Source organism: Streptomyces sp. NPDC126510 (genome assembly GCF_040302345.1).
In the GTDB taxonomy this organism is placed as follows: Bacteria; Actinomycetota; Actinomycetes; order Streptomycetales; family Streptomycetaceae; genus Streptomyces.
The window spans coordinates 1-17,630 of record NZ_JBEORR010000061.1; the positions used below are offsets into that span (position 1 = coordinate 1).

16 protein-coding genes are annotated in these 17,630 nt (G+C 72.0%); 4 read left to right on the top strand and 12 right to left on the bottom strand.

Going from position 1 to position 17,630, the window contains the following annotated elements; translation table 11 throughout:
• Positions 1-141: 141 nt before the first annotated feature.
• The 12 genes from moeZ to ABTX60_RS41580 all read right to left on the bottom strand — a co-directional run bounded on the left by moeZ (position 142) and on the right by ABTX60_RS41580 (position 14,849).
• Positions 142-1,320 carry an adenylyltransferase/sulfurtransferase MoeZ gene (moeZ, locus tag ABTX60_RS41525; protein ID WP_352101895.1) on the bottom strand — a complete coding sequence of 393 codons (1,179 nt, stop codon included), beginning with the start codon at positions 1,318-1,320 and terminating at the stop codon, positions 142-144.
• A gap of 63 nt (positions 1,321-1,383) precedes the next feature.
• Positions 1,384-2,133, bottom strand: coding sequence for a spherulation-specific family 4 protein (locus tag ABTX60_RS41530; protein ID WP_352101896.1), 750 nt, complete (start codon positions 2,131-2,133; stop codon positions 1,384-1,386).
• The gene (locus ABTX60_RS41535; RefSeq protein WP_352101897.1) at positions 2,121-3,080 is read right to left on the bottom strand and encodes an NAD-dependent epimerase/dehydratase family protein; all 960 of its coding nucleotides are present in this window, start codon (positions 3,078-3,080) and stop codon (positions 2,121-2,123) included. Before ABTX60_RS41535 ends, ABTX60_RS41530 begins: the two co-directional genes overlap by 13 nt.
• Positions 3,081-3,198: 118 nt before the next feature.
• The gene (locus ABTX60_RS41540; RefSeq protein ID WP_502992499.1) at positions 3,199-4,530 is read right to left on the bottom strand and encodes a hypothetical protein; all 1,332 of its coding nucleotides are present in this window, start codon (positions 4,528-4,530) and stop codon (positions 3,199-3,201) included.
• Positions 4,530-6,257 (bottom strand): DUF3492 domain-containing protein, encoded by a 1,728-nt coding sequence (locus ABTX60_RS41545; protein WP_352101899.1) that lies wholly within the window; start codon positions 6,255-6,257, stop codon positions 4,530-4,532. Before ABTX60_RS41545 ends, ABTX60_RS41540 begins: the two co-directional genes overlap by 1 nt.
• A 261-nt stretch (positions 6,258-6,518) precedes the next feature.
• Positions 6,519-8,111 carry a dipeptide ABC transporter ATP-binding protein gene (locus ABTX60_RS41550; protein WP_352101900.1) on the bottom strand — a complete coding sequence of 531 codons (1,593 nt, stop codon included), beginning with the start codon at positions 8,109-8,111 and terminating at the stop codon, positions 6,519-6,521.
• Positions 8,108-9,106 (bottom strand): ABC transporter permease, encoded by a 999-nt coding sequence (locus tag ABTX60_RS41555; protein WP_352101901.1) that lies wholly within the window; start codon positions 9,104-9,106, stop codon positions 8,108-8,110. Before ABTX60_RS41555 ends, ABTX60_RS41550 begins: the two co-directional genes overlap by 4 nt.
• Positions 9,103-10,113, bottom strand: coding sequence for an ABC transporter permease (locus tag ABTX60_RS41560; protein ID WP_352101902.1), 1,011 nt, complete (start codon positions 10,111-10,113; stop codon positions 9,103-9,105). Before ABTX60_RS41560 ends, ABTX60_RS41555 begins: the two co-directional genes overlap by 4 nt.
• 4 nt (positions 10,114-10,117) lie before the next feature.
• A complete protein-coding gene (locus ABTX60_RS41565; protein ID WP_352101903.1) occupies positions 10,118-11,836 on the bottom strand; it encodes an ABC transporter substrate-binding protein in 1,719 nt (572 codons plus the stop codon).
• A 168-nt stretch (positions 11,837-12,004) separates the two neighbouring features.
• Positions 12,005-12,097: an Ms4533A family Cys-rich leader peptide gene (locus ABTX60_RS41570; RefSeq protein WP_352101904.1), complete on the bottom strand. Its 93-nt coding sequence runs from the start codon at positions 12,095-12,097 to the stop codon at positions 12,005-12,007.
• Between the two features lie 68 nt (positions 12,098-12,165).
• A complete protein-coding gene (locus ABTX60_RS41575) occupies positions 12,166-13,806 on the bottom strand; it encodes a DUF3152 domain-containing protein (protein ID WP_352101905.1) in 1,641 nt (546 codons plus the stop codon).
• Between the two features lie 8 nt (positions 13,807-13,814).
• A complete protein-coding gene (locus ABTX60_RS41580; RefSeq protein WP_352101906.1) occupies positions 13,815-14,849 on the bottom strand; it encodes an alpha/beta fold hydrolase in 1,035 nt (344 codons plus the stop codon).
• Positions 14,850-15,103: 254 nt separating this feature from the next.
• Here ABTX60_RS41580 and ABTX60_RS41585 point away from each other — a divergent pair, with 254 nt between their 5' ends.
• The 4 genes from ABTX60_RS41585 to ABTX60_RS41600 all read left to right on the top strand — a co-directional run bounded on the left by ABTX60_RS41585 (position 15,104) and on the right by ABTX60_RS41600 (position 17,198).
• Positions 15,104-15,328 carry an Rv3202a family protein gene (locus tag ABTX60_RS41585; protein ID WP_352101907.1) on the top strand — a complete coding sequence of 75 codons (225 nt, stop codon included), beginning with the start codon at positions 15,104-15,106 and terminating at the stop codon, positions 15,326-15,328.
• A 208-nt stretch (positions 15,329-15,536) separates the two neighbouring features.
• Positions 15,537-16,184, top strand: a complete 648-nt coding sequence (locus ABTX60_RS41590) for a TetR/AcrR family transcriptional regulator (protein WP_352101908.1) — start codon at positions 15,537-15,539, stop codon at positions 16,182-16,184.
• A gap of 136 nt (positions 16,185-16,320) precedes the next feature.
• A complete protein-coding gene (locus ABTX60_RS41595; protein WP_030854792.1) occupies positions 16,321-16,548 on the top strand; it encodes a DUF3107 domain-containing protein in 228 nt (75 codons plus the stop codon).
• A gap of 380 nt (positions 16,549-16,928) precedes the next feature.
• A complete protein-coding gene (locus tag ABTX60_RS41600) occupies positions 16,929-17,198 on the top strand; it encodes a hypothetical protein (protein ID WP_352101909.1) in 270 nt (89 codons plus the stop codon).
• Positions 17,199-17,630: the final 432 nt, after the last annotated feature.

Below are 17,630 nucleotides of genomic sequence, written 5' to 3' on the forward strand. Positions count from 1 at the left end.
CCTCTTTTTGGTTATAGCTTAGTCCCGTGTTGCGGTGGCTGGTCATTTTGGCTTCCTGTTCTTCTTTTTCGGTGGGGGGGGCCCCCCCCCCCCGCCCCCCCCCCCCCCCCCCGCCGCTCGGGAAGGGAGGCCGGATACGGCTCAGTACACCGGCTTGGAGGGCTCGATCTGGTTCACCCAGCCGATCACGCCACCGCCGACGTGCACCGCGTCCGAGAAGCCCGCGGACTTCAGCACCGCGAGGACTTCCGCACTGCGGACACCCGTCTTGCAGTGCAGGACGATCTTCTTGTCCTGCGGGAGGCTCTCCAGGGCGGTGCCCATGAGGAACTCGTTCTTCGGGATCAGCCGAGCGCCCGGGATGGAGACGATCTCGTACTCGTTCGGCTCACGGACGTCGATGATGTCGATGCTCTCGCCGTCGTCGATCCACTCCTTGAGCTGCTTGGGAGTGATCGTGGAGTCGGCGGCCGCCGCCTGGGCCTCCTCGGACACGACGCCGCAGAAGGCCTCGTAGTCGATGAGCTCGGTGACGGTCGGGTTCTCGCCGCAGACCGCGCAGTCCGGGTCCTTGCGGACCTTGACCTGGCGGTACTGCATCTCCAGGGCGTCGTAGATCATCAGGCGGCCGACCAGCGGGTCACCGATGCCGGCGAGCAGCTTGATGGCCTCGTTGACCTGGATGGAGCCGATGGACGCGCACAGCACACCCAGGACGCCGCCCTCGGCGCAGGAGGGAACCATGCCGGGGGGCGGGGGCTCCGGGTACAGGCAGCGGTAGCAGGGACCGTGCTCGGACCAGAAGACGGACGCCTGGCCGTCGAAGCGGTAGATCGAGCCCCAGACGTACGGCTTGTTCAGCAGCACGCAGGCGTCGTTGACCAGGTAGCGGGTCGCGAAGTTGTCCGTGCCGTCGACGATCAGGTCGTACTGGCTGAAGATGTCCATCACGTTGTCGGCCTCGAGCCGCTCCTCGTGAAGGATCACGTTCACGTACGGGTTGATGCCCTTGACGCTGTCGCGGGCGGACTCGGCCTTGGGGCGACCGATGTCGGCCTGGCTGTGGATGATCTGGCGCTGCAGGTTCGACTCGTCGACCTCGTCGAACTCCACGATGCCGAGGGTGCCCACGCCCGCGGCGGCCAGGTACATCAGCGCCGGCGAGCCCAGGCCGCCGGCGCCCACACACAGCACCTTGGCGTTCTTCAGCCGCTTCTGCCCGTCCATGCCCACGTCGGGGATGATCAGGTGGCGGGAGTACCTGCGGACCTCGTCTACGGTGAGCTCGGAAGCCGGCTCGACCAGGGGTGGCAGCGACACGGGGACTCCGTTGGTCGGTCAATCACTACGGTTGTTCTCCCCGTAACAGTGCCATGCGCTTTTTCATTCCGAGACACCTGTTCCGACACGCGAGACGAATTCGTCCCAGTAGCCGGGCATGGCCTCCCAGGGGTCGGTGTGACCGTCCCCGTCCGTGTGGTCGGTGATCCAGACCGTCGCGGCGCCCTGCCACGCGGCGATGCGCAGCGCCTCGGCCAGGTGGGCGCGTGGCACCCCGTGGACGAAGTGGCAGAAGTGCTCGGGTGCGTGGTCGGCGGTCCATTCGGCCACCTGCGACCAGCGGTAGTCGCTCCAGGGCCCGGAGAAGGTGACCAGTTGGTCGGCGAGGTCGACGTAACCGGGGTGCGGGTGGATGCCGTGGCCGAGGACGATGTGGGCAGCGTCACGGATCACGCGGAGCGTGGCGACCGTACGGCGGACCTCGGACAGCCCGGCGTGGTCGGCGGGGCAGCGCTCCAGGAGGAAGCCGTCGACCTGGTACCAGTCGACGAATCGGTGGGCGTCCGAGATCAGTTCGCCGAGATTCCGGGTGCCGTACCGGGTGTCGAGGTGGCCGAGGACACGGATGCCCGCGTTGCGCAGGCGGCCGGCCGCCGCCAGGCAGTGGGGGTCGGGGCGCGCGCCGGGACCGTCGGCCACGTTGAGGACCACCCAGTGCAGCGGGGTGCCGGGGCGGGTCAGCTCGCCCCATTCGGTGGGGGCGAGGAGGGGGTGGGCGTAGCCGGGGACCCCGACGCCGGGGCGGAGTTCCGTGCCCGAGGCGCTCCGCCGGGATCTGGTCAGATGCGGCATGCCGCCTCCATCCAGATGTCGGCGAGGGACTCTTCCAGGCCGATCCGGGGGCGCCAGCCGAGCCGGTCGCGCGCGGTGCGCACGTCGGCCTGCTGCCAGCTGCCGCAGCCGTCCGGGTACGGGTATGCGAGGGGGGGTGCGTGGTCCGGGTCGGGGCGAGGGTGGCCGATGGCCGTGCGCAGGGCGCCGGGCGGGCCGTCGAGCTCGTGGAGGGCGCCGCCGTATCCGGCGACGCGGGCGAGGACCGCGGCGGCGTCGCGCAGCCGCACGGCGCGGCCGGAGCCGATGTTGATGACGCCCTGCGCGGCGGAGAGCGAGGCGGCGTGGACGGCGCGGGCCACGTCGCGGACGTCGACGAAGTCGCGCTGGGCGCCGAGCCCGCCGAGTTTCAGCTCGCCGTCGCCGGACTGCATGGCGCGGCGCATGGCCTCGGCGAGACGGCCGAGCGGGGAGCCGGCGGGGGTGCCGGGCCCGGCCGGTGAGAAGACGCGCAGGACGACGGCGTCCAGGCCGGAGCCGAGGACCAGTTCGGTGGCGGCGAGTTTGCTGACGCCGTACGGGCCGCCGGGCCGGGGCACCGCGTCCTCGGCGGTGGAGGAGCCGGGCTGGCTGGGGCCGTACTCCGCGCTGCAGCCGATCTGCACCAGCCGGGCCCCGCAGCCGCTGCGGCGCAGGGCCTCGCAGACGGTGGCCACGGCGACGGTGTTGTGGCGGGTGAGCTCGCGGGCCCCGCCGCGGGTGGCGCCGGCGCAATTGACGACGACCCCCGGGTGGACCGCGTCGAGGAAGCGGGTGAGGGCGCCGGGGCTGCCCGAGGCGAGGTCGAAGCGGACGTCGGCGTCGTCACCGCGGCCCAGGGCGGTGAGCTGCACGGCCGGGTCGGCGAGCAGGCGGTCGGCGACGAAGCGCCCGATGTAGCCGTTGGCTCCGATCAGCAGGACTCTCATCGCGCGGCTCCCCGTGTGGCCGGGGTTCCTGGGTGGGTGGTCATGCGGGTTCTCCTCGAGGCGGAAAGGAAGGAAAGGGAAGAAAAGGAAAGGGAAAGGCAGGAAGAAGGAAGGAACCTCACCGCGTGGGCTCCGACGGTGCGTGGGCCGAGGCCCGGGTGAGCTTGCGGGTCGTGTGGAGCAGCAGGGCCAGGGCCGCCGCTCCGCAGGTGAGGGCGGGGATGCCGTCGGCGCCCCAGGCGGTGACGAGGGCTTCGACGGGAGTGGCCAGGAAGCCGAGACCGGGGAGGCGGGCGGCGAAGACCGTGGCGACGGCGACCGCCTCTGCCGTGGCCGTCGCCGTGAGGACCACGGCGGGGGCGTAGGTGAAGCCGTGCACCGTGAGGAGGCGGGCCAGGAACAGGAGCGCCCCCAGGGCGAGGGCCTGAGCGGAGGTACCGGACTCGCCGAGGACTGCCCCGCAGAGGGCGAGCAGAGCCGCCAGGGCACCCAGGAACAGGGCGAACGTGCCGAACAGGAGGGGGCGTACGGCGGCGGCGAAGTCCTCCAGGCCTCGGCTGGAGGCGAGTTTGCGGCGGGCGCCCACGGTGAGGAGATGCGCGGTCCAGGCGGCGGGCGCGCAGGCCAGGGCGAGAGCCAGGACGGGGGCGGTGGTGAGGGGCCATGGGCCGTCGGGCGCGCCGGTGGGCAGGGCGTCCGGGCCTCCGGCGAGGGCGTTGCGGAGCAGACCGTCGCCCATGAGGGCGTAGAGGACGAGCCACAGGGTCCACGGGGTGGTCCTGCCGGAGGCTGCGCCCGGTCGCGGCCCGGGCCGGTCCGTGTCGGTCCTGCTCAGAGGCCCTCGGCGCAGGGCGGCGCGAAGCCCCAGGGCCACGGCGAGGGCGCCCGCCGCAGCCGCGAACAGGAGCTGCCGGCCGTCGATGAGGTGTGCGGCGGCCACGGCGGCCGCGCACAGCGCACCGGGCAGAAGGGTCAGAAGGGCCCAGTCGGCTCGGACCCGGGGAGGGGCGGGCGGGGCGGGCAGGGGCGTGTCCCCGTCCCGTGAGACCCGCGCGTACATCTCCTCGGCGAGGGAGAAGACGTCGCGGTGGCGGAAGCGGGCGGCGGTCCGGTCGGTGATGCCGTGCGCCTCCAGTCCTGCGGCGATCTCCAGGGGGTCCACCGCGCGTCCACAGAGATCGCGGTGACGGTGCATCAGCGCCTTGACCGGATCGGCAGCACCCCGACGCGCGGCGGAGGCCTTGCGCTCGGCAGCGGGTTCCCCCACGCCGGAAGCCTGGCGGCCGGCCTCCTGCCTGTGACTCCCGGGCACCTCACACTCGGCAGCGGACTCACCCACGCCGGGCACGTCGTGATCGGCTGCCGGCTGCCGGCTCCCGGGCGCCGTGCGTTCCGCGATCGCCTCCGGGGCTCGCGGGGCTCGCGGATCCAGTTCGCCCAAGTCGCTCATCACGCACCCTCCTGGGCGGGCACGGGAGTGGTCGCCCGAACGGGTCCGCCCGCCGCCCGGCCGGAGCCGCTGCGGGCGGCGGCGAGGCGGGGCGACGCGGCGGTCCAGCGGACGGGTACGTGCGCCTCGGCGGGAACCGCGAACGGCAGGGGTGCCCCCGCTCCGTCGAGGAGGACACGGCGGACGGGCGCGCGCGCGACGATCTCCAGATAAAGGCCGTGGAACGCCTCGATGTTCTGCTCGACCGTGAACAGTTCGAGGGCACGGGCGCGAGCGGCGGCGCCCAGGCGCGCACGGCGCTGGGGGTCGCGCAGCAGCGCCACGCACGCGTCGGCGAGCGCTCGCGGATTGCGCGGGGGCACGACGAGGCCCGTGCCGCCGATGACCTCCACGACCGCGCCGACGTCCGTCGACACCGTCGCGCGCCCGCAGAGCATGGCCTCGACGAGGCCGACGGGGAACCCCTCGACCACGCTGGACAGGACGGTCACGGCACCCGCGGTGTGGGCGTCGGTGACGGCCGGGAGTTCAGGGCCGCCGATCTCCTCGAAGGACACCGGATTGTCGCCGGTGGCGTGCGGGCCCTCGGCCTCGTCGGGGAAGAGCTGGGCCGCCAGCGTCCTGCAGTGACCGAGGTAGGCGGCACCCTCGGGACCGGCGGGGGCGCCCACGATGCGCAGCCGGGTCGCCGGCTCCTGCTTGCGCACCTCGGCGAAGGCGTGCAGCAGGGAGACCAGGTCCTTGGCGGGCTCGACGCGGCCGACCCACACGAGCGTGTCCGGGTCCGCGCAGTCCGGGGACTCACCCACGTCGGCGAAGGGCAGGGCCTCCATGCCGGGGTAGACCGTGCGCAGCTTCCGGCGCTCGGCACCGCAGCGCTCCTGCCAACGGCGAGTGTGGGTGTTGCCGGCGGTGACGACCTCCGCCCGCCCGTAGGCCTCGGCCGCGAGCCGGCCCTGGAAGGCCGCCAGCAGGGACCGTACGGCGGGCGGGGCGTCCTGGGCGGTGAGGTAGTGCGTCCGCAGGCGCACGCCGTATTCGGTCACCATCAGGGGCACGCCGGTGAAGTGCCGGGCCAGCAGGCCGGGCAGGACCGCTGTGCCGCCGGACGCGGCGTGGCAGAGGTCGACCGCGCCGAGTCCGTCGTCCTCGTACCAGTCAAGGGAGAGGGGGCGCAGGGCTCGTTCGAGGTGCGCCGCGACGGCGAGCAGATCCGGTACCCGCGCCTCGCGCGCCGCGCGATGGGCGCCGGGCGCACGACAGGCGCGTTCCAGGGTGCGTACGGCGGCCTCCGACCGGAGCGTTCCCGCCAGCCCACCCTGCTCGCGGGCGAGTTCGGCGAGCCCGTACAGAGCGTTGGCGAAACGGTCCGCCTCGGAGGTCGGCGCACCTTCGGCGGGTCCCCCGGCGGTGCTGGGGACGTCCCCGGCCCTCGGCCCCTCACACAACACCGCGGCCAGTTCTCCGAAGTACTCTGTGAAGCGCCGGCGTGCGCGGCGCCCGAGCGCCACCTCGTCGTCCTCGGCCATCCACAGGGGCGCGGTGCGTACCCGGCGGACGTTCGCTGACAGCGGGACCCAGCCCTCGTCCTCCTGGTGCTCGCTGCGACTCAGCGCGTAGACGTCGAACTCGTGCTGGGCGAGCCCGCGCACCAGCCGGTCGCACCAGAGCCTGGCGTCACCGCTCACATACGGATAGCCACCCTCCGTAAGCAGTCCGATGCGCACGTGTGCACCCCCGATCTCCCGTATGGGGAGCCGCCGTTGCCCGGCGGCTCGCAGCGGGACGAACGTATGCGGACAAGGCGGTGGTGCGACGGACGGTTGTCCATCGCACCACCAAAAGGGGTGAACGGTCGTAACTTTCCCGTGCGGGTCGCGTTTTGTCGCGCTAGGAGATCAACCGGACACGGATCGTCATGCCGCGGTCGGCTCGAGTCGGCCCGCACGGCGTCACATCGCGGCCGACTCGGGTCGCCCCGCCCAGCGTCACGCCGTGGCCAACTCCCGTCGCTCCGCCCTGCGTCGCGCGGCGGCCTGCGGATCGAGCGCCGGTACGGCGGCCAGCAACTGCCTGGTGTAGGGGTCGCGCGGCGACTCGTAGACCTCCCTCACGGGCCCTTCCTCGACGATCCTGCCCCGCCGCATCACCGCGACCCGGTCGCTGACCTGGCGGACGACGGCCAGGTCGTGCGCGACGAAGACCAGCGCGAGCCCGAGTTCGCGCTGCAACTCCCCCAGCAGGTCGACCACATGGGCCTGGGTGGTGACGTCGAGGGCCGAGACCGGCTCGTCACAGACGATGACCCGTGGGTCGGCCGCGAGCGCCCGGGCGATGCCGACCCGCTGGCGCTGCCCGCCGCTGAACTCATGGGGATAGCGGTCGTAATGCGCCGCTTCGAGCCCCACACGCTCCAGCAGTTCGCCCACGCGCTCCCGGATGCGCCCCTCCTGCCGCTCACCCCGTGCGCGCAGCGGGTCGGCGATGGACTCGCCCACGCTGCGGCGGGGATTGAGGGAGGAGACCGGGTCCTGGAAGACCATCTGCACGGCCGGGTTCACCCCGGTGTGCGGACGGCCGTCGAAGGCCAGCGATCCCGCCGTCGGTTCCAGCAGCCCGACGAGCATGCGCCCGAGGGTCGTCTTGCCGCTGCCGCTCTCGCCGACGACCCCGAGGGTCTCGCCGCGGCGCAGGACCAGCGACACGTCGTCCACGGCCGTGAACGCCCGCTTCCCGCGCCCGAACTCGCGCCTGAGGCCGGTCGCCTCCAGGACGACCTCCTCAGGGGCCGTCGAGGCCTTCCGCGGCGCGTCCAGCCGGGGAACCGCGGCCAGCAGTTCCCGGGTGTAGGGCTGGGCCGGCGCGCCCAGCACATCGGCGACCGGGCCGTGTTCGACCGCCCGGCCGTGCCGCATCACCAGCACCTCGTCGACGCTCTCGGCCGCGACGCCGACGTCGTGCGTGACGAGCAGCAGGCCCATGCCGGTCTCCTCGCGCAGCGTGTGCAGCAGGTCGAGGACCTGGGCCTGGACCGTCACGTCGAGGGCGGTCGTCGGCTCGTCGGCGATGAGCAGCCGGGGCTCGCATGCGAGCGCCATGGCGATCAGGGCGCGCTGGCGCATGCCGCCGCTGAACTCGTGCGGCCGGGACCGGGACCGCCGTGCCGCGTCCGGGATCCCCACCCGGCCGAGGACCTCCACGGCACGCGCGCGTGCGGCCCGCCGGGACACGCGCGCGTGCACGCGGTACACCTCGGCGATCTGGTCTCCGATCGCGTAGTACGGGTCGAGGGAGGACAGCGGGTCCTGGAACACCATGGCGGCCCGCCCGCCGCGCAGCCGCCGCAGTTCCTCGTCGGAGGCGCGCTGCACGTCGGTGCCGGCCACCTCGACCGTGCCCTCGACCCGCGCGCCGGTCCCGCGGTGCAGACCGAGCAACGCGGACGCCACCGTCGACTTGCCGGAGCCGGACTCGCCGACCAGGGCCAGGGCGGCGCCCTCCTCCAGACGGAAGGAGAGTCCGTCGACGGCACGCAGCGCGCCGAAGTCCACGCGCAGGCCGGTCACGTCGACCAGGCTCATGTCAGCACCACCCGTCGGTCGGCCACCGCGTACAGGACGTCCGCGACGGCGTTGGCGAGGACCACGAAGAATCCGATGACCAGGACCATGCCGACCACGACCGGCAGGTCGACGACGTTGACGGCATGGACGAGTTCCTGTCCGATGCCGGGCAGGCCGAACAGCGTCTCGGTGAGCACCGCGCCGCCGATCGCCGACCCGACGTTGTTGGCGTTCAGCGCGATGACCGGGGCGAACGCGCCGCGCAGTGCGTGCCGCCCGACGATCGACCGTTCGCCGACGCCGTACGCGCGGAAGGTGCGGATGTGGTCCTCGGCCAGCGTCTCCAGCATCGAGGCCCGGGTCAGCCGGGCGAACGAGGCGGCCTCGATGAGGGCGAGCGAGAGCCACGGCAGCAGCAGGTTCCACGCCCACTGTTCGGGGTCGTCGCCGAGCGCCACGTACTGCGGGAAGGGCAGCAGTTGCAGTTCCCCGCAGACGACGATCATCAGGACCAGGCCGATGACGAAGACCGGGGTGGCCGTGCCGGCGAGGGTGATGCCGGTCAGCACGCGCTCGGAGAACCGGCCGCGCCGCCAGGCGGAGAGCACGCCGGTGCCGACGCCGAGGACCAGCCAGATGACCATCGACCCGCCCACCAGGGACAGACTGACCGGGAGCTTGGCCAGGATCAGCTGCGTGACCTGCTGGTCGCTCTGGTACGACAGGCCGAGGCAGGGAGCGGAGCAGTGTTGCACGGACGTGCCCGTCGAGTAGTCCTGGCCGGCGACCAGGCCCTGCAGGAAATGTCCGTACCGCACGAACAGCGGGTCGTCGAGGTTCAGTTGCCGGGCGACCTGATGCACCTGTTCCGGTGAGCAGCGCGGGCCGCAGGTGATCTGGGCGACGTTGCCGGGGGTGGCGTAGAAGACGACGTAGACGATCACCGAGATGACGAACAGGGTGACGGCGGCGCCGACGGCGCGACGCAGGACGAAGCCGGTGAGGCCGTTCATGCCGTGCCTCCCTCGTCCGCCTTCGACTCCCGCCTGCGTCCCGTCCCGATGCGCAGCCGGGAGGCCGCACGCGGGTCGAGGGCGGTGCGGACGCCGTCGCCGAGGACCGTGAGGGCGAGCACCGTGACGAACAGGGCGCCCGCGGGCAGCAGCAGGTACTGCGGGGCGGCCTGGTACCAGACGTCGGCGCTGGTGAGCATCTGTCCCCAGGAGGGTGTCGGCGGTTTCACGCCCACGCCGAGGAAGGACAGCGCGGCCTCGACGGTGATGTTCATCGGGACGAGCAGCGCGGCGTACGTGATGACGGGGGCGGCGATCCCGGGCAGGAGTTCGCGGCGGGCGATGCTCCAGGTGCCCCAGCCGCTGAGCCGGGCTGCCGCGACGTAATCGAGTTCCTTGAGGGTGAGCGTCTGCGCGCGCACGATCCGGGCGATGTTGCCCCAGCTGATCAGGCCGATGACGAGCGCGACGAGTACCGGCCGCGGGAAGCTCGCCGGGACGATCGCGAGCAGCGCCAGCGCCATGATCATGAGCGGCATGGCGACGATGACGTCCGTGAACCGGCTCAGCAGTTGATCGACCCATCGCCTCCCGAGTGCGGCCGCGACGCCCAGGGTGATGCCAAGGGCGACCTGCACCACGGTCGCGGCCAGGGCGACGCCCAGGGAGACGCGCGCGCCGTACACCAGCCGCGCGAACAGGTCCCGGCCGGTCTGCGGCTCGACGCCGAACCAGTGGTCGGCGCTCGCTCCGCCGAGGGACCCGATGGGCACGCCGCCGCGCGCGGAGTCCACCAGGGAGGGGTGGTAGGTGGTCGGGTCCTGGCCTTCCAGGGCGGTGAGCAGCGGCGCCGCGAGGGCGACCAGGGCGAGCAGCGCGACGACTCCGGCCGCGACGAGGGCGGCGCGCTGCGTGCGCAGCCGCCGCCAGAACTGACGGGCCCCCGAGGCGGCCGGGACGGTGGTGTCCGTCCCGGCCGGCTCGGCGGCGAGAAGTGCCTCACTCACGGTGTCACTTCACCGCGACCTGGGAGATGTCCAGCACGCCCGTCCAGTCGCTGATCACGACGTTCTTGGCGTCCTTGCCGACCAGTCGCTTGTAGACGGGGTGGAACAGCGGAACGGTCAGGGCCTGCTCACCGATCCTCTTGTCCAGCGCGCCCCACCTCTTGGCGGCCTGGTCGAGATCGGTCAGCTTGTTGATCGCGTCGATCTCGGCGTTGACCGATTTGTCGTTCAGCAGGCCCGTGTTGAAGTTCGCGCCGTCCTTGACGATCTGGCGGCCGTCGAAGATCGGGGCGAGGAACGGCCCGCCGGAGGGCCAGTCGGCACCCCAGTGGGCGAGGAAGAAGCCGGGCTCGGACTTCACGTTGTGGATCTTGTCGGAGTAGTCGTTCTCCTCCAGACCTTGCAGCTTGACCGTGATGCCGGCCTTCTTGAGCGCGTCCTGGATGGCGGTCGCGATCTCGGGGCTGGTCTCGAAGTCCTTGGCGTTGGAGTGCGTCAGCGTGACGGTGAGGCCCTTCGCGTGCCCGGCCTCCTTGAGCAGCGCCTTGGCCTTGGCCGGGTCACCGGCCTTGCCCGCCGGGAAGAGGTCGTACGGCGTGTAGCCGAAGGACTTCTGGTCCGGCAGGAAGGTGGTGGCGGGCTCGGCCAGCGCGGACCCGCCCGCGGCGTTCACCACGGACGACCGGTCGATGGCGTACGAGATGGCCTGCCGCACCTTGGGGTCGTCGAACGGCTTGACGGTCGGGTTGAACGCTATGTAGTTGGTGTAGCCGAAGTGCCCCGTGCCGACGCGGGAGGCGAGGTCCTTGTCGCCGGTGACCTTGGCCAGTTCGGCCGGGCCGAGGTTGGTGTCCGTCGTGACCGCGGCGGCGTCCGCTCCCTGGGACGCGGACAGCCGCTGGTTGATCACGGACGAGTCGAGCCCGGAGCGCACGTCGATCTTGTCCGGGTAGGCCTTGCGTTCGGCGTCGGTCGCGGCGGACCAGTGCGGGTTGCGCTCCAGGGTCAGCCGCTCGCCGTCGTTGTCGTTCCGCACGACCTTGTACGGCCCGGAGGAGACCGGGTGCTCCTCGTACTTGGTGCCCGTGTCCTTGCTCTTCGGAACGGGAGCGAACTGTGTCTGCGTGGCGAGGTACGGGAACTCGCCCTCGGGCTTGTTCAGGTGGAAGACGATGGTCCGCTCGTCCGGCGTCTCGATCGCGTCGAGGCCCTTCTTGTCCTTGTACGGGCCCTGGTAGTCGGCCGCCCCGACCAGCCAGTCCCTCAGGTAGGGGGCGCCGCCGGACAGTTCGGGGGCGAAGGAGCGCTCGATGCCGTACTTGATGTCGGCCGAGGTGATGGGGGTGCCGTCCTCGTACTTCAGGCCCTTCTTCAGCGTGTACGTCCACACCGTCGCGTCCTTGCCGGGGCGCCCGGTGTCGGTGGCGAGGTCGGGGACGACCTTCGCGCCGGCTGCGCCGTTCTCGCGGTTGCGGGTGGTGAGCGTACGGAAGACCAGGGACGGGACGTTGCCGCCGCCGGAGGTGTAGAGGCGGGCCGGGTCGAAGTCCTGCTGCGGGTTGGCGTTCAGCACGGTGAGCGTGCCGCCCTTGCGAGGCGTGGAGTCTCCGCCGGCGCCGTTGGCATCGTTGTCCTTCGGCCCGCAGGCGGCGGCACCCGCTGCCAGGACCAGGCTGACGGATGCCGCGGCCACGCGGCGCGCTGTGACGGACGGTTGGCGCATCGGGATGACGACCTCTCGGAAAGGGGTCCCGGATCACGAGTTCTCGTATCGCGAGACGAAAAGACGAAGGGTGAGACGAAAGAAGGCAGACGTCTGTCCGGCGCCGATCGGTCGAAAAGCCGCGACGAAGTCACGGAGAGAAGGAGCGACGCGCGCCGGGGGCGGGCGTCAGCAACAGTGAATGTCGGCCACGCAGAGAGAGGTCACGCCGATGAGCGCCAGCTCGATGGCTGCGCAGACGGAGACGTGACGGGGCGACATGCCCAGAAATATGGTCGAACTTTCCGAGCATGTCAACGCGAGCCGTGCCACACCGCGTGGGGCGCCCGTCAACTCCCGGGGTAGGGCCAGGCGTTGGCGCGGCAGTGGATGCCGTCATGGTCGAGGAACTTGGTCTGCTGCTGCATGACCGGGGCCAGGTCGCCGTCCTTGTCGCAGGTGACGTGGTTGAAGCCGAGGCGGTGGCCGACCTCGTGGTTGATCAGCATCTGCCGGTAGGCGTGGATCTTGCTGTCGCCGTAGGTCTCCGAGCCCTGCGCCCACCGATAGGCGTTGATCATCACGCGCTCGGTCGCCGCGGAGTCGCAGGAGACGTTGTCCTCGGTGGTGTCCAGACCCGACTTGGCGCACCAGTCGGCGGTCGTGCCGGGGCTGGCGAGGGTGATCACGAAGTCGGGCTTGCCGGAGTAGATCCGCTCGAAGGTGCGCGCGCCGTTGTGGGCCCAGCTGCGCTGGTCGTTGAGCGTCTTCTGCACGGCCTCGGCGAAGAGTGCGCCGTCGAGTCCGAGGCCCTGCTCCACGTCCACGCGGTAGGTGAACTTCTGTCCGGCGCCGGGCGCCTTGGCGATGCCGGGGACGGCGTCGAACCTCCCGGAGCCCTTGAGGGTGGCGCCGAGCGGATACGTCCTGCCCATCTTCTCGTCGTACGTCAGCAGCTTGGCCTGAGGGGCGGGTGCCCGGCCGTCCGCGCGGGACGCGGAGCCCCGGGCCTCACGGGCCTGGTCACCGGCGGACTGCGACTGCACGCCGGCGGCACCACGGTCGTCGGCGACCTGCCCGGCTACGACGACGGCCAGCACGGTGGTGACGGCCGCTGCCGCGATGCCGGTGAAGGCACGGCCCTTGCCACCCCTGCCCGGCGCCGGCGTGCCGGTGGGCCCCGCGCCGTCGTGGCCGGACCCGGAGTCGGCAGGGCTGCCGACACTCCAGTCCGCGACGGAGGCGTAGGCATCCGCGGCGTGCGCGGAGGCGGGCGTACGGGGCGCGAAAACGTCGTCCTCCTCATTCACGAAGGCATCGATGTAGTCCTGCCGTGGCCCGGGCACGGATGCCCGACGCTGCCGCGGTATGGGTACGCCCACACCGGCGGTCCCCCCGCGGTTCCCCCTCGACTCGCCCCAGCCGCCCCCGGCCTCCCGCTGCTCGGGGTGGCCTCCGCGGGCTTGCGGGAAGCCGTGCGCGGGGGTGCCGTCCGGCAACCGGGGAACACCACGGGCGGGAGTCCCGTCGGGCGACCGGTGAACACCCCTCGCCGGAGTCCCGTCCGGCAGCCGGGGAACGCCGTGGGCCGGAGTCCCGTCGGCCCGCCTCGGAACGCCAGGCGAGGGAGCGCCCTCCGCGAGGCGGGGCACTCCGCGCACCGGCGTGCCGTCGGGCAGGCGTGGCACACCCCGGGCCGGTGTGCCGTCGGGGTGCCAGCCGTCGGGCAGGCGCGGCATGCCGTGCGGCGGGGTGCCGTGCGGCGGCGTTCCGTCCGTCGGCGCGGGCCTCGGCCCCGGCACCCTGCGCGAGTCCTGCGACGGCGCACCGCCCTGCGGTGGGCCGGGCGGTGCGATCCGGGCTCCCCGGGCGGCGTCGGGCGCCTGGCCCGGCCTCTGGCCCTGTGCGGCACCGGTCCGGCCGTCCCGTGCTGCGGTCGTGTCCGCGCCGTCGTCCTTGACGACCGGTCCGCGGCGGCTGTGGCGTCCCACGTCGCGCCTCAGCCCCCCATGCTCTCGTCGGTGCCCGCTCCGTCGGCGGCGCCCCGGGCAGCCGGCCGGCCGGCCCGCCGTGCTCCCAACTCTCCCGAGTCTTCGAGCAGTTCACGAAAGGCCATGGCCACGGTCTCCGGGTACTCCATCATCGCCACATGGCCCGCATCGGGCAACGTCACCATCCGGGAACCCCGGAAGGCCCGGGCCGCCTTCAGGGCCATGCGGAAGCCGACGAGCTGGTCGCGGCCCCCGTAGACGAGCAGGGTCGGCGCGAGGACTCGTTCCGCCTGGCGCCAGAGCCCCTGCTGGCCGCCGAGCGTGTAGGCGTTGACGATCCCGCGCGCGGAGCGCGCCATCGCGTCCCAGAAGTACGGCAGCAGCAGCCGCCGCTCCATCTCCTGCACGGCGTTGCGGAATCCTTCCGGCGTCACCCGCCCGGGGTCCCCGTAACACAGCGCCATCACGCCACGGACCCGCTGCTCCGCCGTCCACTGCCGGGTGAGCCGGGTGAAGAGCAGGGCGACCCCGGGCACCGCCAGCAGCCCCGTGGGCACGGCGGTGCGCTGCACTCGGATTTCCGGCAGAGCGGGCGACACGAGCGTCAGCGTACGGACCAGATCGGGTCGGACCGCGGCGACACGGGTGGCGATGGCGCCGCCGAGCGAGTTTCCGAAAAGGTGCACGGGGCCGCGCCCGGAGGCGTCGAGGTAACGGATGACCGCGCGCGCGTGCCCCGTGACCGAGTAGTTGCCGTCGTCCGGTGGTGGGGAGTCGCCGAAGCCGGGCAGGTCGAGGGCCTCACCGTCGACGGAGTCGTCCAGCAGCGCCATCAGCGCCGACCAGTTCTGCGAGGAGCCGCCGAGCCCGTGCACGAACAGGGCGGGAGGCAGCCCCTCGCGCGCCGGGGGCCTCGACCGCATCGTGAGCGTGACGCCGGGCAGCTCGACCGACCGCAGCCGCTCACCCTCCGCCACCCGGACGGTCCCCACCTTGGGCAGCACGGTGGCGGGCGGCACGAACGGCAGCTCGGTCGAAGACATGCGGCAATGTTACGAGACGATCACGCAGTGACTCATGTGTTCGCCTGTGTTCGCCGTCACAGGAATCGGCCAGTTGAGGACTCGGAAGAGGAGGCACCCGGGCACGGAGGGGCAGCAGTCGGGAAAGCAGCACTGCGTCACACCCCGGACGCGGATCGCATAGCGTCCGGATCGGGTGTCTCCTAGGCTCGTACAGAGGGCACCCACGTGTGGCCCCTGCATCCCCAGGGACGTTCGTAGGAAGGGAGCCCAGCATGGCCGTAGACCCCACCGACCCGGAGACGTTCGAGGCCGAGGATGCGCCGGAGGCGCAGGAGTTCGACGTCGAGGCGCCCGTGGTCGACGCGGCCGAGCAGCAGGCGGACATCGCGCCGGACCGCGACGACCCGCTGACCGGCGTCGACCCGGACCGCGCCAACGAGGCGGATCTGGTGGAGCAGGCCCGGATCGTCTCGCTCGACGAGGACGACTACCGGTGACGCTCGCCGCCGACGGGCGACGAACCGCTCCACCGAACAGGAAAAGAGGCAGCCTTTTGCCCGCTCTGACCCTGTTTGAAACCTTCGCAACCGCTTTCACATCCGTCCGGTCCGTGAAATTCTGCGCTCTCACCGCGCACACCACGGTTACCGAAAAGTACGATGGCGACGCGGCCAGATCCGCACGTGGACGACTATGGGAGGCGGCGTGACAGCCATCGAGCAGACAGAGGCGGTTCGCCCGCGGGGCACACGCCTGCCACGCCGTGCCCGACGGAACCAGCTCCTGGGTGCCGCCCAGGAGGTCTTCGTGGCCCAGGGCTACCACGCGGCCGCGATGGACGACATCGCGGAGCGTGCCGGCGTCAGCAAGCCGGTGCTCTACCAGCACTTCCCGGGCAAGCTCGACCTCTACCTCGCGCTGCTGGACCAGCACTGCGAGTCGCTCATCCAGGCCGTACGCAACGCGCTGGCGTCGACGACCGACAACAAGCAGCGCGTGCGGGCGACGATGGACGCCTACTTCGCCTACGTCGAGGACGACGGCGGTGCCTTCCGCCTGGTCTTCGAGTCGGACCTGACGAACGAGCCCGCCGTGCGCGAGCGCGTCGACAAGGTCACGAACGAGTGCGCGGAGGCGATCTGCGACGTCATCGCCGAGGACACCGGGCTGTCGCGCGCGGAGTCGATGCTGCTCGCCTCGGGCCTGGGCGGCCTCGCCCAGGTGGTGGCGCGGTCCTGGCTGCACAGCGACCGCAGCGTGCCGCGCGACCAGGCCGTGCAGCTGCTCACCTCGCTGGCATGGCGCGGTATCGCGGGCTTCCCGCTGCACGGCATGGACCAGCCGCAGCACTGACGGGCGTCTTTGTTCCCGCCCGATGTTCGCTCGTGGCGTTCTCGGGCGGAGCATGTACGTCCCCTCACCGGGCTAATGTGTGCTGCGTACGGCGCGGAAGGTCGCGCACATCACTGACCGTCGGAGGGACATAGCCGTGGAGGTCAAGATCGGCGTGCAGCACGCGCCCCGCGAGATCGTTCTGGAGAGCGGTCAGACTGCCGAGGAGGTCGAGCGCGTGGTCGCCGAGGCACTGGCCGGGAAGTCGCAGCTGCTGAGCCTCGTGGACGAGCACGGCCGCAAGCTCCTCGTCCCGGCCGACCGTCTCGCCTACGTCGAGATCGGTGAGCCGGCCCCGCGCAAGGTGGGCTTCGGCGCGCTGTAGGCGCACGTGGAGCGGGGCGGGACGGCTTCGGCCGCCCCGCCCCGTTCGCGTTGCCGCCGACGACTCCCGCTCGCGCCGCCGCCGACGGGCCCCGTGCGTCGCCGCCGACGGGCCCCTGCGATGCTGCCGACCGGTCCCGCCTGCGTTGCTGCGACGCGTCCCGCCTGCGTCACTGCCGACGCGTCGCTGACGCTTGGCCCGTTTACGCCGCGCTCCCTCGGACACCCCTCCCGCGTAGCCCTCGACTTCCCCTTGCGCCGCACCGGTTCCTCCACGGATGGAGCACAAGTCGCCCACAGGGGTGGATTGGATTTCGCAGGTCAGGGGTAAGACGGGCTACGACCGATTTGGGCAGCCGGCCGTGTGGGAGGGACCCCGACATGCTCCTGGAAGCGCTGAGTTCCGCGATCCTCGGCCTGGCTCTCGCGTGGGCGGCCGCACACCGCCTGGGGCACCGTCTCCCGGCCCGCTCCCTGGTGCTGTCGACCGGAGTCGCCGGCGCCCTCTTCGGGGCCTTCGTCATGCACAGCGCGCTGGAGGCCGGACACGTGCTGCTCGTCCTGCTCGGCGCGGTGATCGTCTCGGTGGCCTCGCTGTCGCTGCTGCTGCGCCCCGCGGGAAGACTGCGCCGCCGATCGGCGACCGCGTGACGGGTCGCCGGTGGTGGCGCTCGCGAGGACCCGGGCCGGCCGGAGGGCGACCGGACCCCGTCCGGCCGGACCACCCCGGCGACGGGGGGCCTGGGTCGGCTGAGGGCGCCGCGCCCCACAGCCGGCCCACGACAGAGGACGGGGACTAGGCCCTGTCGTTTGGATCATCTCGGCGTCGCGGGGCATGGCACGCACATCTGCGGCGTTGTCGTCGGTCGCCAACTCCCCCACCGCGTTGACTCCCTCCTCCGCCTTGCATCTGCACGCACCATGCCCCGCTCGGGTCGGCTGAGACGAACCGCACCTCGCGGCCGAGCTGATCCAAACGACAGGGCCTGGTGTATGGAGCCGCAGCGTTGTTCACACGGCTGATCGGTGGCTGTCCGCCGAGTGCGGTGTGGCAGCGATGGTGGTTGTAGGTGTGCAGGAAGT

Coding starts and splice junctions, on each gene's coding strand:
- ABTX60_RS41530 (WP_352101896.1), bottom strand. CDS start 2,133: ATGCCGCATCTGACCAGATCCCGGCGGAGCGCCTCGGGCACGGAACTC.
- ABTX60_RS41535 (WP_352101897.1), bottom strand. CDS start 3,080: ATGAGAGTCCTGCTGATCGGAGCCAACGGCTACATCGGGCGCTTCGTC.
- ABTX60_RS41540 (WP_502992499.1), bottom strand. CDS start 4,530: ATGAGCGACTTGGGCGAACTGGATCCGCGAGCCCCGCGAGCCCCGGAG.
- ABTX60_RS41550 (WP_352101900.1), bottom strand. CDS start 8,111: ATGAGCCTGGTCGACGTGACCGGCCTGCGCGTGGACTTCGGCGCGCTG.
- ABTX60_RS41555 (WP_352101901.1), bottom strand. CDS start 9,106: ATGAACGGCCTCACCGGCTTCGTCCTGCGTCGCGCCGTCGGCGCCGCC.
- ABTX60_RS41565 (WP_352101903.1), bottom strand. CDS start 11,836: ATGCGCCAACCGTCCGTCACAGCGCGCCGCGTGGCCGCGGCATCCGTC.
- ABTX60_RS41570 (WP_352101904.1), bottom strand. CDS start 12,097: ATGTCGCCCCGTCACGTCTCCGTCTGCGCAGCCATCGAGCTGGCGCTC.
- ABTX60_RS41580 (WP_352101906.1), bottom strand. CDS start 14,849: ATGTCTTCGACCGAGCTGCCGTTCGTGCCGCCCGCCACCGTGCTGCCC.
- ABTX60_RS41585 (WP_352101907.1), top strand. CDS start 15,104: ATGGCCGTAGACCCCACCGACCCGGAGACGTTCGAGGCCGAGGATGCG.
- ABTX60_RS41600 (WP_352101909.1), top strand. CDS start 16,929: ATGCTCCTGGAAGCGCTGAGTTCCGCGATCCTCGGCCTGGCTCTCGCG.